Source organism: Vreelandella zhuhanensis (genome assembly GCF_009793355.1).
In the GTDB taxonomy this organism is placed as follows: Bacteria; Pseudomonadota; Gammaproteobacteria; order Pseudomonadales; family Halomonadaceae; genus Vreelandella; species Vreelandella zhuhanensis.
In genome coordinates this window covers 72454-87118 of record NZ_WTKP01000003.1, presented here as the reverse complement: position 1 = coordinate 87118, position 14665 = coordinate 72454, and the positions used below count along the sequence as shown (strand labels likewise).

Genomic DNA, 14665 nt, shown 5'->3' with positions numbered 1-14665 from the left:
TGGATCACCGGTAAGCATAGAGGTAGCTGCCGTAGTAACCGTGGCGGCTACTGGTCGGCTTCTTCACGCCGTTCAGAATCCCACCCTTGAGTCTTACGCCGGCATTCTCCAGGCGGCGCTTGGCGGCCTTGATTTCCCCAGGGGGGTTACGGTCGAAACGCACTACCATCAAGCTGGTGCCGACCAACTTGCCTACTACAGTGGCATCGGTCACCGCAAGTATCGGCGGCGTATCCACTATCACCAGGTCGTAGCGTTGACTCATCGCCTCAAGAAAATCGTGGAAGCTGTGCTGCATCAAGAGCTCCGATGGATTGGGCGGCACACTTCCGCGTGCCACATAATCCAGCCCTTTCAGATCGCTATGACGAATGGCCTCCTCCTCGCCGATACGCCGTGCCAACAACTCTGAAAGCCCCTTTACGCCCTTGCCATGAAAGGCATGGTGCAAGTGACCACGGCGCATATCGGCATCGATCAACAGCACTTTCTGACCGGCCTGGGCGCATACCGCCGCCAGGTTGGCCGCCACGAAGCTCTTGCCGACCCCCGGGCTCGCCCCGGTAATCATCAACCGATTATTGTCGGATTCGAGCATGGCGAAATAGAGACTGGTACGCAGCCCGCGCAAGGCTTCCACCGCAATTTCGGCGGGTTTCTTGATGGCCAGCAAGCCTCGGAAAACTTCCTGGGCCTTCTTGGAACGGCGCGGGCGAATTCGCTCGGTGAGTCCCGCCTGTTCGCCGGAATCCGGCAGCGTGGCATAGACAGGCAGCCCCAACTCTTCAAGCTGCTCGGGCGTCTTGATCGCTCGGCTGAGCAACAAGCGCACCACTATCAGCATGGTCGCCAGCAACGCTCCAACCAAGCCACTGACCCCGGCTATCAGAGGAATTCGCGGTGCGATGGTGCCGGGGTTGAGCATGGCGGCATCCAGGATACGTACGTTACCCACGGTGCCGGCCTTGACCAGGCGCATTTCTTGAAGCTGATTGAGCAGTTGCACGTACACTTGTTGATTGACCTGACTATCCCGGGTCAGGCGCAGCACTTCCTGCTGGGTCTCGGGTAACTCATTGACCTGGGCATTAAGCTGGTCACGCTCGGCTTCAAGCTGGGCGCGCTGTCTCAGCAATGTCTGATAGTTGGGGTGCGAGGGACGGTACCGTTCAGCCAGGTCAGCCTCCCGCATGGCCAGCTCACTGAGTTGGTTTTCCACCTCTACTACCCGAGTGAGCAGGTTTTCGGTCTCGAACGTCAGGTCCACGGAGTCGCGTTGCGCCCGGTAGTCGTTGAGCATTCCCTCGGCATCGGACAGTTGATCGCTGACCTTGGGAATCTGCTCGTTGAGAAAGGCGATCTGCTTCTCCGCTTCTTCGGAATGACGTTGCACGTTCTGAGTCAGGAAGACCCCGGTCAAGGTATCCAGCGTCGGCTGGATCTGATCACGATCCGCACCGTTCAGTGTCAGTTCATACACCCCCGAATCAACGCCTCGCGGCATGATCTCGAAACGCCGTTTCAAATCCTTTATCGCATTAAGGGAAGACGTCCGCTCCAAGATGAATTCTGCACCGGGGTGCGCTTTCACCTGGCTGACAAAAAGACGATAACCCAATGCATCGTCCTGAACCGTCTCCCCGACTTTACCGGTAAGTAGCGTTACTTCTTCCAGCAGCAACTCGAAATTGCCGTCTTCCATGAGGCGCAGCACATGCTTGCTTCCCACGTTTTCATCGGGCACATCGAAACGTGCAACGCCTAGCGACTCACCGGCCCACACATAAGGATTGTCCCAATCGCTATCCTCGGAACCCGCTATCCATTCGCGCATGAATGCCGGCGTAAGGCTTTCGAACCACGCCTGGTTAATCCCATGATTGACCAGGAAGTCCCCCACCACCGGCAGCCGGCGCGGCTCGACCTGAATGGCCAGATCCTGCCGGTCAGCGGTTTCTCCCAACACCATGCGCGACTGCAGTATTTCAAGTTCGGCGGAGGTAGGGTTACCTTGCTGCTGCTCCCCCAGTGACTCCATAAGCGCCAAGTTTGAACCTTGGCTCTCTATCTGAACCAAGGCATCCGCCTGATAGATTCCCGGCTGAGAACTGGCGTGAAAATAGCCGGCCAGCAGAAAAAGTCCCGTCATCGACACGATCAACCAGCGGTGGTCGGAAAGTGTGTCTACCAACTTGCGCAGATTAAGGTCATCACCCTCTTGGGGCGCAGACGATGACGAAGGTGGTGGGGGAAAGTAAGTCATGGTCATGCCTCATCACTCGTGAAATATCATTCAAATCGGTACTTACAGGTCACCGACATCCGTGGCGACCGTCGCGACATCACCCGGCAGGCTGACCGAAGGCAGCAGCAGCGAGATCACGGTGTTCCAGCGAGCCAGCGGTGCCGACGTCACGTACACCACATCCTGCGGCTGGAGAGGAAAGCGTGTTCCCAGCAATAGGCGCGTGGCATCGCGAATATCCAGCTGATAGATGGTGGCAATCTTCTCGCTACCGGGCGGGTTTCCTCGTATCACGAAAATACCTGAGGGCTCGGCACGGCTTTCATTCACCCCACCGGCTCTTCCCAAGGCGTCCGTCAAGGTGATGCGTTCGTTACCCAAGGCAAGCGCACCGGGACGTATTACTTGACCCATCACGATAACGTTCTGGTTTTCCATGGTCGGGACATGCAGCAGATCGCCATCACGCAGTAAGCGGTTCTGAGTCATATCTCCTTGGCGCATCATGGCGTAGAGCGAGATGTCTTCTTCGCTACCATTGCGGCTCAACGTGACGTTGCGCCAGTCCGCATTATCAAGCGCCCCGCCTACTTCACTGATGGCATCGAGTACCGTCATCGGCACGATGGTCAATGGCAGGGTGCCGGGGGTTTCCACAGCGCCACTGATATAGACTTTCTGGGAGTTGAACGCCGCAATGCCGACTTCTACCTGAGGCTCGGTGATCACTTCGGAAAGCCGCCGGGTGATCAACTGACGTACTTCGTCAAGCGTCATTCCCTCGACCTTTACGCGCCCCACATAGGGATAGAACATGGTGCCGTTGGGGCGTATCCGATTCCCGGTTTCCGCAGCAGAGCGCTCGGCGCCGGCGGGAATGGTCAGCTCGGGATGGTCATAGACAATCACGCTCAGGATGTCGCCAGGTCCCACGCGATACTCGTAGCCCTGCACTTCCTGATTCAATGTCTGGGGAGTTGCCTGGGTGGGTGCTTCCCTCACGTGCATCGCGTCCACCAGGTCCGGCGTGATCGGCTGCACGGTCACTCGCCCATCCAGCGATTGTCCAAGCTCGCTTTCATCAATATGTCCACCAGGGGCCATGGCACAGCCACTCAGCACCCCCAGGAGCATGATCAACATCAGACAGCGAACCAGTCGCATCGGGCGCTCGCTAGGTTCTACCTCTTCTATTTCATTGAATTTATTCATTCTTTGCTCCCTGTACTTTGTGTCTTGCCACGCTACCGCCCGGGGATTGTGTTCAGGCATTTCCCAGAGCCTTATTAGAAATTCGTCCTGGCGATGCCAACCCGCGTATCGCCATGAGACATGACTGCCAATTCGGCAGACAAACACAAGTTTACATAACAATACAAATTACGCACTACCATTTACATAAGCGTGGTGGGGTGAGACAACTAACGCCTGGCACTCGTGGAAAAGTGCGGCTTAACATCATTAAAAAGGAAAACACGTCATGCCAGGCAGGGTTAAAGCGGAATTAATCTTTTAACTTAAAACTACATATTTCTTTAAATTCATGGATCTATAAAAACAAAAAGTATTAGTCAAGTTATCATGGGCATTCATAAGTCTTCTTATCATGACTCCAAGAAAAGCCTGCCAACAAAGAACACTCTGTAACTTAAAGCGTTACATAAGTACTTAACTGTTAGCCTGAGGCACTTAACTGAGAAAGGATTTTCAATAAGGAATGGACCCGAGCCTGGCATGCCGAATCGGCAACATTGCAGGTAGATCCAAGATAGGAAATGAAGAAGGAAGAAGGAGCGAGGGGAGTTTTCAGACGGAGATTGGCTCTGTCTGAAAGTGCCTAGAGTTTTTCAGCCCACAGGCGGGTGGCCTCTTTCAGCAGCGCATGGACATGCTCGAAAATCTCCATATTTTTGCGATAAGGGTCGGGGATATCCTGCCCTTCGCCACTGTCCAGCCAACGACCGAGCAAGAGTGTCTTACCCAAGGCTTGCGGTGCTTGTTTTCCCACGGCACGGCGCTGGCCTTCGGACATCACCAGAATAAGATCGGCTTCCTGGATCATCGTCGCTGTCAATTGCCGTCCCTGATGGTGGGTGACATCCAGACCCTCGGCCTCGGCCAATTCACGCGAAAGTGGTGAGACAGGCCTACCTTCCAGTGCGCCTAGGCCGGCAGAACTGATCTGACGCTCGGGCAGTTGTTGTCTAAGAAATGCCTCTGCCACAGGGCTACGGCAGATGTTGCCGGTACAGACCACCAGAATACGCTCGAACATGGCTTACTTATCTCCCGGTAAGCGGAGGTGCAGGTTGTTGTCAAATGTCATGCTTCGTGCCCAGACAGCCAGCAATAGCAAGAGCATGGCTATTATCATCAGGCTGTCACCCAGGCGATAGCGGCCCAGCCGGCGGATCATCCATCCGGTAGCAAAGGTTGCCGCCATCAGAGGCATCGGCATCAACAAGAGGGCCGTCAGGCTTTTGATTAGAGAATACATGGCGACTATCTTGCGGGACTTTCCCGGGAACTTGAACCCAGAGGAAGATAAGCCAAGCGGCATATACCGCAATTCCTGCAGGATAGGCGAAAAAAGAATAGCTCAAGCCGAAGCTCATGAAGGCCACCGGTAACAACACCCCGGCCACGGCAAAGGATCGCTGGACGGGGTTTTCGGCACGCAAACCCGGTAGAAAATGCCACAAGGGAACCAGATAAAGCGCCAACATTATCAAGAAACCCGGTAAACCACGACGCACCCAGGCATCCAGGAGGTCGTTGTGAGCATGCCAGTAATTGCCTAGCCCGGGGCTTAGCACGCCCTGTTCCTCTAGTACCTGCATGGCGGGCTGATAGCCTTGGTGGCCGTAGCCCACCAAGGGACGCTCACGGATCAACAGCAATGCGCCACGGTACATTTCCAGGCGAGCGCCGACAGAGGAGCCATAGTCCGCGCTTTCAATGTAGCGGCGTACTTCGGCCACCGCCTTGTCCACTCGTTTTTCCACGCCGCTTTGCGGGGTCGCATACACCGCCATGATGAGCGCCAGCACAGCACTCAGCGCCAGCCAGCGCCACACTGCTCGCCATCGGCGTGCATAGCCGCGATAGAACACCCCTATCACCAGCGGCAAGGCCAACCACCCGCCTCGTGTGCCGGAAAACGCCGAGGCCAGTCCGCCTCCCGCGGCACCACTGAGTAACAGCGCCACCCAAAAAAAACGCCTGGTGCGCTGTTGCCAGGCCCACCCCAACCCGGCCAGACATAACAGAGCGCTCAATAACGCAAGATTGCCGAAGAAGATGGAATGCAGCGGCGGATGCCCTGTAGCACGCGTCAACCCCTCCACCAGTTTTTGCCACGCCGCCCAACCACCCACGCCCACTCCCCCAAGCGCCAGCCCGGCCCACCATGCCGAAGGCCGTGGCGGTGCTGCACGAACCATCAACAAGGCCAGCGCGGCAAGCCAGGCGGCACCCGCCAACGGCAAGGCTTGACGCAAACTGTCATGCCAGGCGCCGGCCGCAAGCTCGACCACGCCCACCCCTAGCAGCAACACCAGCAGTAAACCGTCACCGCGCCCTCTCGACTGCTTCAAATAGTGCCGTGCTCGTCGCTTGTTCCAGGCAAGCACCCCCCATGACAAGGTGATCGCCAACCCCAGCCAATAGCCCAGCGGCACCAACAGCGGCAAGGTGGTGATTGCTACAGCCTGCATGCATTGTTTGCCTTGTCGTTCACGAAAATACGTACTAAAGGATCACGCTATCGCCGCTCCCTCTGCCCAACAGCGTCAAGAACAGATAGCGAAAATAGGTCGGCACCGCCAATGTCGCCAACATCCGTTGATCCATTTCCGCCAGCAGCCGCGGTGTCGACATATCAACGGCATTGAGTTGCGCCAGACCGGTAATCCCCGGACGAGCGTTATATACACCGCGCTGGGTACGCTCCTTGATCAACTCATATTGCGTGTACAAGCACGGCCGAGGTCCCACCAGGCTCATGTCACCTTTCAATACATTCCACAACTGGGGTAACTCATCCAGCTTGGTCCGGCGCAGGAAATGACCCAAGCGAGTGATCGAGGAGGCATCAACAAGATGCGAGGCGACCCAGGCGGTGTCACACTTCATGGTACGAAATTTGATCAGCACAAATGGCTGACCGCGATAGCCTACCCGCTCTTGCCGGAACAAGGGGGAACCGGTGTCCAGATAGCCGGCCAGGGCCACTAACAACAATACCGGTAGACCAATCAACAGGCCTGTGGCGGCAAACAGAACGTCAAAAAAACGTAGCATCCTGGCCATGACTTTAAAGACTTTTTGTGGGTAGCCGACGGCATATGCCTGCAGGATCTCGCTGAACGACCTTGTCTAACGGGAGAACGCAACGAAATGCTATTGATTAGATAACAAAGGTAACACCGGGAGGGATCCAGTGCGGCGCCAAAACGTCATCATGGCCTGGGGGTTTTTCTCAAACTCGGGATACGGTAAGACTCCTACTTAACCATTAGCTGGGACAGGAGTTGTTTGATCGGTTCAATGATTAGCGGGGGTTGACTCAGAACCAACCCTTGCGACGAAACAGCCATATCAAGCTAATGCCAATTCCCAACATTACCCCCCATACTACAAAGTAGGCGTAGCGGAAGGTCAGTTCAGGCATGTATTCGAAGTTCATCCCGTAGATGCCGGCGACGAAGGTCAGCGGCACGAAAATCGCGGTAATCACCGTCAAGACACGCATGGTGATATTGAGTTGGTGAGAAGCAATCGAGATATAGCCGTTCACCAGATCGCCGCAGATGTCGTAATACATCTGGGTCAGGCTGTAGAGACGCTCGAAGCGTTCATAGACATCATTGATCGCGTGCAGCGTTTCGGCAACATCGCGCGGAAGGTGACGATAATCGTAGGCGATCAACTCCTGGGTGATCCCCTGATGATAACTGAAAATGCGCCGCATCTTGACCAGGCGTGAGCGATACAGGGTGATGCGGCGCATCAAGTCATCGTTACCCGCTTCCAGCAACTCATCTTCAAGGTCACTCAGCTCGGTTTCAAATTCCAGCAGCCCATCAATGTAAAACCCGGCCGAGATATACATCACCTTCAGCGCCACCTGTTCCGGTGACTTCTGCAGCAGTGCCTCACCCTGGTCGTTATGTAGCCGCTCGACGCTTAGCGCCCGGCTGGGGTGGAGGCTGATCAAGAAACGTTCGCCAATAAAAAAGCAAAGCGGTTGCGGCACGTAATTGAGTTCACCGTCGAAGGAGGAAATCCCCCGATAGATAATCAATGTATGCGTTTCGAATTCTTCTATCTTGGGCGGATGACGCTCCCGATGCGCATCATTGATCGCCATGGGATGGCAACCGAAGGCTTCCAGCAAGGCACGCTCGCTGTCCTGCGTTTCCCCCTGCATATCAATCCAGATATGCGCATCTGTCGAGTCGCGCCAGGTGGCGATCAACTCTTCTCCGCCCTGGTGGGACTCGCCATCGGGAAAAACCAGCATCGTGCGTAACATACCACCTCCGGCGTTCAAGAAATCATGGACTCGGGTATTCTCAGCTCGTCGACTTGGCTACTGCCTTCGCGGCATGAGCCAGGCAAGCAACAGGCTGACCAGGGTCGAGGCGACCAATGCGCCCAGAAAAGGCGCCAAGGTAGGAATGCTGTGCGGAAAACTTGCCGCCAGAACTCCCTCGACCAGGCTTCCTTGGGTTACCCAGCCCGGCAAGACGGCGCCGAGCATGCCCGCCACACCTCCGGCCACGGCGGAAAAGGCGCTCATCCGCTGCCACAGACCCAATAGCACAGGCACCACGATGGCCGCGCACAGTAAATCAGCAATCAGGAACAGACGCAGTACCGAAAGCCCCTGCAAGGCGACGATGACCACCGGCACCATCAACGCCACCGTCACCAGCCGGGCGGCTCCGATCGACAACCCGCGCTTGCCGGAATCCGCCACCACCAGGGAGGCAATCCCGTTTTGCAAGGTATCCACACTCGAGGCCACTAGGGTCACCGCCAGCACCAGGGCGGGTAGCGCCAACCAGGCCGGGGCCTGGCTGAGCAAGGCAAAGAACGGAATCGGCGGCTCGCCCAGTGCTACGCCGCTCATCGCCGCCAGCATCCCCAAGCCACCGACCACCATCACCACAATGACGGTAATGCCGCCGCCCAGCCAGGCGCCCAGCCCCAAGGCCCTATCGTCGCGCGCTGCCCACACCCGCTGCCAATACCCCTGGTGGAAAAGATTCGCTGCGGTGACCGCGATCACCAGTGTCAAGGCAACGCTCAGGGCCCCTGCGACCGGGATGGCGGGCATCACTGCCTCCATCGGCATCTCGGGCAAGCGTAGCCAAGCGACTCCCCCCACCAGCGCCAGTAAGGCAATCAACAGCCATGCTTGCCAACGGTCGGTGGCCAGGCTCGCCCGCAACCCTCCCAGTGCCGTGTAAAGCAGTGTGGTCAGCGCCACCCCGATCACCACCAAAGCGGGCGGCACATCGGAAAGCAAGGCGGTAATTGCGCCGATCGCGGTCAACTCCGCGGCAAGAAAGCAGGCCATGTAAAGCACCGAGACCAGCGATACCCAGCGGCGAACCCCGGCGCCGTAACAAGCTTCGGCAAACTCGCCGATACTGCGCCCTTGCGGTAAGTGGCGGCGAATTTTCGGCCCATAAAGCCCCAGCACAATGAACGGCAGTGCCGAGCCGATGGCATAACCCGCCAGGGCCAGCGGGCCGACAAAGGCACCGATCTCCGGCGGCGCAAACAGTATCCACGCCCCCATGCCCGATGCCAGAAACGAGAGCCCCAGTGTCGAGGCATTTTGTGAATTACGTGCCGTGACGTAATCATCCAGGGGGCCGTCGACACGGCGCGCCCGTAGCCCGAGAAACGCAAAACACACAAGCGCCGCGACGAGCACGGCAGACGTCAGGTAAGGCATGTCGCACTTCCTCCGCCGGTATCAACCGGATCAGGTTCCAGGGTCAGCGCCTGGCGCTATCTCAGTCCCGCCTTGAAATATATGGTGGGACTCCCCTGGCGACAGTGAGTGGAATGTGAAATCAGCCGAGGCCGAGAGCGGCATGATCCTTTAGCCGTGCTGGATTTGCAAAGCCCTCCCGGGACCAGTCGATAGAGCGTGGCATATTTTACATGGCCGCCTTGTCCCTCGGCACACGTCCCATCAGATAGAATTCTTCATTGGGTGGCGTCCCGGCAAGCGTGACCAGGCGATTGGACAAGCTGAAAAACGCCGCCACCGCGCCGATGTCCCAGATATCATCCTGGGTGAAACCGGACGCCATCAGGCGTGACTCCCAATCGCTGGTCAGCTCGCCTACGCTCAGGCTGCAGTGCATGGCGAAGTCCAGCATTGTTTGCTGGCGCTCGTTGATCGATGCCAGCTGATAGTTGATCGCCACCTGGTCGGCAAGGAGCGGGTTCTTGCTGTAGATGCGCAACAGGGCGCCATGGGCCACCACGCAATACAGGCAAGCGTTACGCGCGCTGGTGGCCACCACGATCATCTCTTTTTCAGCCTTGGTGAGGGTATCGGACTCACGCTCCATCAAGGCATCGTGGTAGGCGAAGAAGGCGCGAAATTCCGCCGGACGATGCGCCAGCATCAAGAAGACATTGGGCACGAAACCGGCCTTCTCCTGGACCGCCAAGAGGGTGGAATGAATATCTTCCGGCAAGTCTTCCAGGGTTTCCGGAAGAGGAAAACGACTGATCGGAATACTCATGATGTTTCCTTGTTTTTGTGGAACAGCGTTTATATGCAAAAGTGCAGCATGACGGCTAAAAATTTATGCAGTTATCGTGAAAGATCCAACAAGAAACGGCCCCGCCTTTGCAGACGGGGCCGTTCTTATAACGCTACCTTCAACACAATTCTAACCTAACGAAATGGTGCTGTTGATACCGCTGGAGACGTTTTCCGGCTCGAACCAACGCGCAGTGACGGTCTTGGTCTGGGTCCAGAAAGCGATGGCCTGCTTGCCGTTGGGACCCATGTCTCCCAGCTTCGAGGCCCGTGAGCCGGTAAAGCTGAAGTAGGCCACCGGCACCGGGATAGGCACGTTGATACCCACCTGGCCGACATCGATATCGCTTTCGTAGCGACGCGCCACCCAGCCGGAATTGGTGAAGATCGAGGTGCCGTTGCCATTGGGGTTGGCATTGACAAAGGCAATGGCGTCATCCAGCGTTTCGACGTTGACCACGCAAAGTACCGGGCCGAACACTTCTTCACGATAGATGGTCATGTCGGCGGTCACATCGGCGAACAGGGTCGGGCCGACGAAGTTGCCCTTGGGATAGCCTTCCACCTCACAGCCACGTCCATCAATCATCAGCTTGGCGCCTTCCTTCTCGCCCACCTCAATCAAGTGTTCGACACGCTCCTTGGCAGCGGGCGACACCAGCGGGCCAAGGTCAGCGTCACGCTGGGTACCGGGGCCGACTTTCATGTTGCGCGCGCCTTCGACGATATCCTCGAGCCATTCACGCGCATCGCCTACCAGCACCACTACGGAGTTGGCCATGCAGCGCTGACCGGCCGCGCCGAAGGCGGAACCCAGCAGATTATTGATGGCCTGGCTGCGGTTGGCATCCGGCATCACCACACAGTGGTTCTTGGCGCCCATCATGGATTGCACCCGCTTACCCGCGTCACTGGCGCGGCGATAGATGTGCGTACCCACATGGGTGGAACCGATGAACGAGAGGGCCTTGATGTCCGTGTGGTCGCAGATCTGGTTGGCGACATTCGGGCCGCCATGCACCACATTGAGCACCCCTGCCGGAATACCCGCTTCGTGAGCCAGCTCGACCAGACGCATGGTGGAGCTGGGGTCCTGTTCGGAAGGCTTCAGGATGAAGGTGTTGCCGGTGGCGATGGCCAGCGGGAACATGAAGCAGGGCAGCATGATCGGGAAATTGAAGGCGGTGATACCCGCACCCACACCCAATGGCTGGTGCATGGTGTAGACGTCGATCTCGCTACCGGCATTCTCGGCCAATTCGCCAAGTTGCAGGGAAGTGATCGAACAGGCGTGCTCGATCACTTCCAGGCCACGACCTACCTCGCCTTCGGCATCCGGCAACGTCTTGCCGTGCTCTTCGGTGATCAGTGCGGCCAGCTCGGCAACATTATCGCGTACCAGCGCCTGAAACTTGAGCATGATGCGCATACGCTTACCCAGCGACGTCTTGCGCCAGGTCTTGAAGGCTTCCTTGGCGCTGGCAACCGCCTGATCGACTTCTTCAGGCGTACAAAATGGCACCCGGGCGACCACTTCCTGGGTAGCCGGATTGACCACCTCGCGCCATTCCTGGCTTTTGGATTGAACAGGCTGGCCATCGATAATCATGGGGATTTCGCGGACGGTCATGGTATTGCTCCTATCATTTTTTGTTTGCCTATCAATTTCTGTTTGCTAGACATTATGTGTACAAACACACGAACAGTAATAACAAGGAGTCTATCCGCAGGTTGGATTGCCTGACAACGGGCACTCAGGCACATTGCTTGTGTATAATTGCACAAACAACCACACAAAGTAGACCCCTCACGTTGCAGGCGGAGCCTCCATGCTCGACTGGCATGACATTCAGATCTTTCTCGAAGTGGCGCGTAGCCGTCGGCTCACCGATGCCGCTCGGCGCCTGGGGCTGGATCATTCCACCTTGTCGCGGCGCACAAGGCGTTTCGAACAACAACTCAACACCCAACTGTTCGAGCGTAGCACACACGGTTATCACCTGACGGAAGCCGGCCAGCAGCTGTTGGCCCATGCCGAGGAAATGGCCCGTCATGCCGAGGAAGCCGGGGAAAACCTGTCCAACAAGAATCATCAGGTCAGTGGCCAGATACGCTTGGGAGTAACAGAAGGTTTCGGCACCTGGGTGATCGCCCCGCTGCTTTCCGCCTTCTGCCGACGGCACCCGGGCATCACACTGGATATCCTCGCCCTGCCCCGGGTAGTGAATTTGAGCCGCCACGAAGCGGACCTTGCGGTTACCATCGAACGCCCGGTAAGTCCGGGCCTGGTGATTTCCCGGCTATGCGACTATCGGCTGCGCCTTTATGCCAGCCAGGATTACCTGGCAGGCCATGGCGCCCCGACAACCTTGGCCGAGCTGGCCCGACACCCGCTGGTCGGCTATGTCGACGATCTTATCTTCAGCGACCAGCTGAGTTACCTCGACCCCCTGTTACCCGCACGTACCCTCAGTGAAGAGGCGCACTTCAGTATTCGCAGCACCAGCGTCACCACCCAGTACAGCGCCGCTCTGCATGGCGCCGGGCTTGCAGTACTTCCCTGCTTCATGGCCGAACCTACGGCCTCATTGGTGCGCGTACTGGAAGATGAAGTGACGGTGACCCGCCAGTTCTGGATCACCGCCCGCCAGGAACAGCGCCGCCTGGCGCGGGTGCGCTTATTGTGGGATTTCCTGCGTGAAGCGCTGAAACTTAACCGGGACTTCCTGATGGGTGACAGTGCGGCCCTGGTGATACCCGAGCATGTCCCGGCAGCTGAATCCTCAGCGCCCGATCAGCCCGGTAGTCAACCAGGGCTGCCAGGCCAGTAGCACCAGCGTCACCAGGGTGGCGAGCAAAAAAGGCAGCAAAGAGCGGAAAATTTTCAGCGGCGGCGCCCCGGTCATCGAGGAGGCAATAAACAACCCCGCCCCCACCGGCGGGGTCAAAAGCCCCATCACCAGCGTCAGGCAGACCACTACACCGAACTGATAGGGGCTGATGCCGAACTGCTCCTGAGCGATAGGCAGCAGTATGGGCACCACTAGGATCAGAGCGGCGATGCCGTCGATGATCATCCCCACCAGCAACAGCACCCCGATCAGCAGCAACAAGAACAGGAAGGGGTCGGTGGTCAGGGCGGCGATCCAGGCCGCCGCCATTTGTGGCAAGCGCTCGTAAACCACCACCCAGCCGAACACCCCGGCGGCGGCGATCAGCATGATCACCAGCCCCGCATTGACTGCCGTGCGCCGCAGCACCCGGGGAAGCTGCCCGAATTTCAGATCGCCATACACCAAGCGCCCGATCAAAAGTGCAGCCAGTGACGCCAGGGCGGCGGACTCCGTGGGCGTGGCCAAGCCCAGCAATATGCCCCCGATAATGATCAAAGGAATACTCAACGCCGGCAGGCCCATGAGCAGATCGTGAAGCGCCTGGCGACGGCTGGGCCATTCACCGCGCGGGTATTGCTGCACCAGGCCCACTACCGCGATGGTGACAAAAAAGGTCAAGCCGAGCAGCAACCCCGGCAGAATGCCGGCAATGAACATTTCAGCAATCGGCACCTGGGCCATTACCCCGAACAGCACAAACAGCATCGAGGGCGGAATAATCGGCGAGAGCAAGCCTCCGGCCGCGGTAATGGCAGCACTGTAGGATTTGCTGTAGCCCTCTTGTTGCATAGCCGGCACCATGGCGCGGGACATGATCGCAATCTGCGAGGCAGCCGAACCGATAATCGCCGCCATCATCATGTTGGCGACCAGATTGATGTAGGCCAGTCCGCCACGAAAGCCCCCCACGAAAATACGCGCCAGAGCGATCAAACGCTTGGTCAGCCCGCCCTCGTTCATCAGTTCACCGGCCAGCATGAACAGCGGAATCGCCAGCAGCCCATAGCTTTCCACCGCACTGAAAAGCTGTTGAGGGTAGGAGTCGAACAACACTGTATTGCCGGAGGCCTGGATGTACCACAGGGCGGTCAACGCCAGTACCAGGGCGATCGGCACCCCTCCCAGCAGCAATAGGCTGAATATCACAATGGTCATGGCGGCGGCTCCGTTGTGGGGACACTCGCCGGGTCGCTCAAGCCCGTCAGCGACTGCCAAAGGTTGCTCACCCCATGCAGGCTCAGTGAAAAGGCAAACCAGGGCAGGATCAACCACAACCAGAACTTCCTCACGCCTAACGTCGAGGTGTTTTCGGCATAGATGAAGTTGAACGTCTCGCCCTGAAAGGCACGCGTATCGAACCCCGCCTGCATCAAGGTCCAGGGCTGGTACCAGCGCCAGCATAGCCACAGCAGTATCAAGGCGAACGCTAGCACCATGGCATCCACGAACACCCCGAACAGCTTGCGCCCGAAGCTCGGCAGGGCATCACTTATCAAGGTAACGGCAATGCCTTGGCGACGCTTGAGCACCGCCCCGGCAATCAGGAAGGTCATCCAGATCATGGCGTAAATCGCCAGTTCACTGATCCAGTAAAGCGGACTGCCCAGCGTGCGAAAGGCAACATTGGTCAGAATCAATAAGGTAATCACCGCCGCCAGAAAGGCAGCAGCGATTTCTTCCAGCTGCGCCAGGCATGATGAAAAACGTGACAGCATCAAGTTCGGCCTTTAT

12 protein-coding genes and 1 riboswitch are annotated in these 14665 nt (G+C 57.6%); of the genes, 1 reads left to right on the top strand and 11 read right to left on the bottom strand.

Annotation, left to right across the window (positions count from 1 at the left end):
• Window positions 1-4 precede the first annotated feature (4 nt).
• The 9 genes from GPM19_RS04705 to GPM19_RS04665 all read right to left on the bottom strand — a co-directional run bounded on the left by GPM19_RS04705 (window position 5) and on the right by GPM19_RS04665 (window position 11670).
• Window positions 5-2269, bottom strand: a complete 2265-nt coding sequence (locus tag GPM19_RS04705; RefSeq protein ID WP_227842158.1) for a polysaccharide biosynthesis tyrosine autokinase — start codon at window positions 2267-2269, stop codon at window positions 5-7.
• 36 nt (window positions 2270-2305) lie between these two features.
• A complete protein-coding gene (locus GPM19_RS04700) occupies window positions 2306-3457 on the bottom strand; it encodes a polysaccharide export protein (RefSeq protein ID WP_202114700.1) in 1152 nt (383 codons plus the stop codon).
• A gap of 625 nt (window positions 3458-4082) precedes the next feature.
• Window positions 4083-4520, bottom strand: coding sequence for a low molecular weight protein-tyrosine-phosphatase (locus tag GPM19_RS04695; protein ID WP_160417737.1), 438 nt, complete (start codon window positions 4518-4520; stop codon window positions 4083-4085).
• 106 nt (window positions 4521-4626) lie between these two features.
• Window positions 4627-5961: an O-antigen ligase family protein gene (locus tag GPM19_RS04690; RefSeq protein ID WP_160417736.1), complete on the bottom strand. Its 1335-nt coding sequence runs from the start codon at window positions 5959-5961 to the stop codon at window positions 4627-4629.
• A gap of 34 nt (window positions 5962-5995) precedes the next feature.
• Window positions 5996-6547 carry a sugar transferase gene (locus tag GPM19_RS04685; protein ID WP_160417735.1) on the bottom strand — a complete coding sequence of 184 codons (552 nt, stop codon included), beginning with the start codon at window positions 6545-6547 and terminating at the stop codon, window positions 5996-5998.
• Between the two features lie 265 nt (window positions 6548-6812).
• On the bottom strand, window positions 6813-7781 hold the full coding sequence (locus tag GPM19_RS04680) for a magnesium transporter CorA family protein (RefSeq protein WP_160417734.1): 969 nt from the start codon (window positions 7779-7781) through the stop codon (window positions 6813-6815).
• Between the two features lie 57 nt (window positions 7782-7838).
• A complete protein-coding gene (locus GPM19_RS04675) occupies window positions 7839-9215 on the bottom strand; it encodes an SLC5/6 family protein (RefSeq protein WP_160417733.1) in 1377 nt (458 codons plus the stop codon).
• Window positions 9205-9322, bottom strand: a riboswitch (TPP riboswitch). (Overlaps the previous gene by 11 nt.)
• Before the next feature lie 101 nt (window positions 9323-9423).
• A complete protein-coding gene (locus GPM19_RS04670; RefSeq protein WP_160417732.1) occupies window positions 9424-10020 on the bottom strand; it encodes a peroxidase-related enzyme in 597 nt (198 codons plus the stop codon).
• A gap of 150 nt (window positions 10021-10170) precedes the next feature.
• Window positions 10171-11670, bottom strand: coding sequence for a CoA-acylating methylmalonate-semialdehyde dehydrogenase (locus tag GPM19_RS04665; RefSeq protein ID WP_160417731.1), 1500 nt, complete (start codon window positions 11668-11670; stop codon window positions 10171-10173).
• Between the two features lie 199 nt (window positions 11671-11869).
• On the opposite strand from GPM19_RS04665, the gene GPM19_RS04660 reads away from it, so the two are divergent.
• The gene (locus GPM19_RS04660) at window positions 11870-12871 is read left to right on the top strand and encodes a LysR family transcriptional regulator (protein WP_160417730.1); all 1002 of its coding nucleotides are present in this window, start codon (window positions 11870-11872) and stop codon (window positions 12869-12871) included.
• On the opposite strand, the gene GPM19_RS04655 is transcribed toward GPM19_RS04660, so the two are convergent.
• Together GPM19_RS04655 and GPM19_RS04650 are read right to left on the bottom strand one after the other, a co-directional pair.
• A complete protein-coding gene (locus GPM19_RS04655) occupies window positions 12824-14089 on the bottom strand; it encodes a TRAP transporter large permease (protein ID WP_160417729.1) in 1266 nt (421 codons plus the stop codon). The two genes, GPM19_RS04660 and GPM19_RS04655, sit on opposite strands and share 48 nt — an antisense overlap.
• On the bottom strand, window positions 14086-14649 hold the full coding sequence (locus tag GPM19_RS04650) for a TRAP transporter small permease (RefSeq protein WP_160417728.1): 564 nt from the start codon (window positions 14647-14649) through the stop codon (window positions 14086-14088). Before GPM19_RS04650 ends, GPM19_RS04655 begins: the two co-directional genes overlap by 4 nt.
• Window positions 14650-14665 lie beyond the last annotated feature (16 nt).

Excerpts from the sequence above, each read along its gene's own strand:
- GPM19_RS04705 (WP_227842158.1), bottom strand. The coding sequence starts at position 2,269 with ATGACCATGACTTACTTTCCCCCACCACCTTCGTCATCGTCTGCGCCC.
- GPM19_RS04700 (WP_202114700.1), bottom strand. The coding sequence starts at position 3,457 with ATGAATAAATTCAATGAAATAGAAGAGGTAGAACCTAGCGAGCGCCCG.
- GPM19_RS04695 (WP_160417737.1), bottom strand. The coding sequence starts at position 4,520 with ATGTTCGAGCGTATTCTGGTGGTCTGTACCGGCAACATCTGCCGTAGC.
- GPM19_RS04690 (WP_160417736.1), bottom strand. The coding sequence starts at position 5,961 with ATGCAGGCTGTAGCAATCACCACCTTGCCGCTGTTGGTGCCGCTGGGC.
- GPM19_RS04685 (WP_160417735.1), bottom strand. The coding sequence starts at position 6,547 with ATGCTACGTTTTTTTGACGTTCTGTTTGCCGCCACAGGCCTGTTGATT.
- GPM19_RS04680 (WP_160417734.1), bottom strand. The coding sequence starts at position 7,781 with ATGTTACGCACGATGCTGGTTTTTCCCGATGGCGAGTCCCACCAGGGC.
- GPM19_RS04675 (WP_160417733.1), bottom strand. The coding sequence starts at position 9,215 with ATGCCTTACCTGACGTCTGCCGTGCTCGTCGCGGCGCTTGTGTGTTTT.
- GPM19_RS04670 (WP_160417732.1), bottom strand. The coding sequence starts at position 10,020 with ATGAGTATTCCGATCAGTCGTTTTCCTCTTCCGGAAACCCTGGAAGAC.
- GPM19_RS04665 (WP_160417731.1), bottom strand. The coding sequence starts at position 11,670 with ATGACCGTCCGCGAAATCCCCATGATTATCGATGGCCAGCCTGTTCAA.
- GPM19_RS04660 (WP_160417730.1), top strand. The coding sequence starts at position 11,870 with ATGCTCGACTGGCATGACATTCAGATCTTTCTCGAAGTGGCGCGTAGC.
- GPM19_RS04655 (WP_160417729.1), bottom strand. The coding sequence starts at position 14,089 with ATGACCATTGTGATATTCAGCCTATTGCTGCTGGGAGGGGTGCCGATC.
- GPM19_RS04650 (WP_160417728.1), bottom strand. The coding sequence starts at position 14,649 with ATGCTGTCACGTTTTTCATCATGCCTGGCGCAGCTGGAAGAAATCGCT.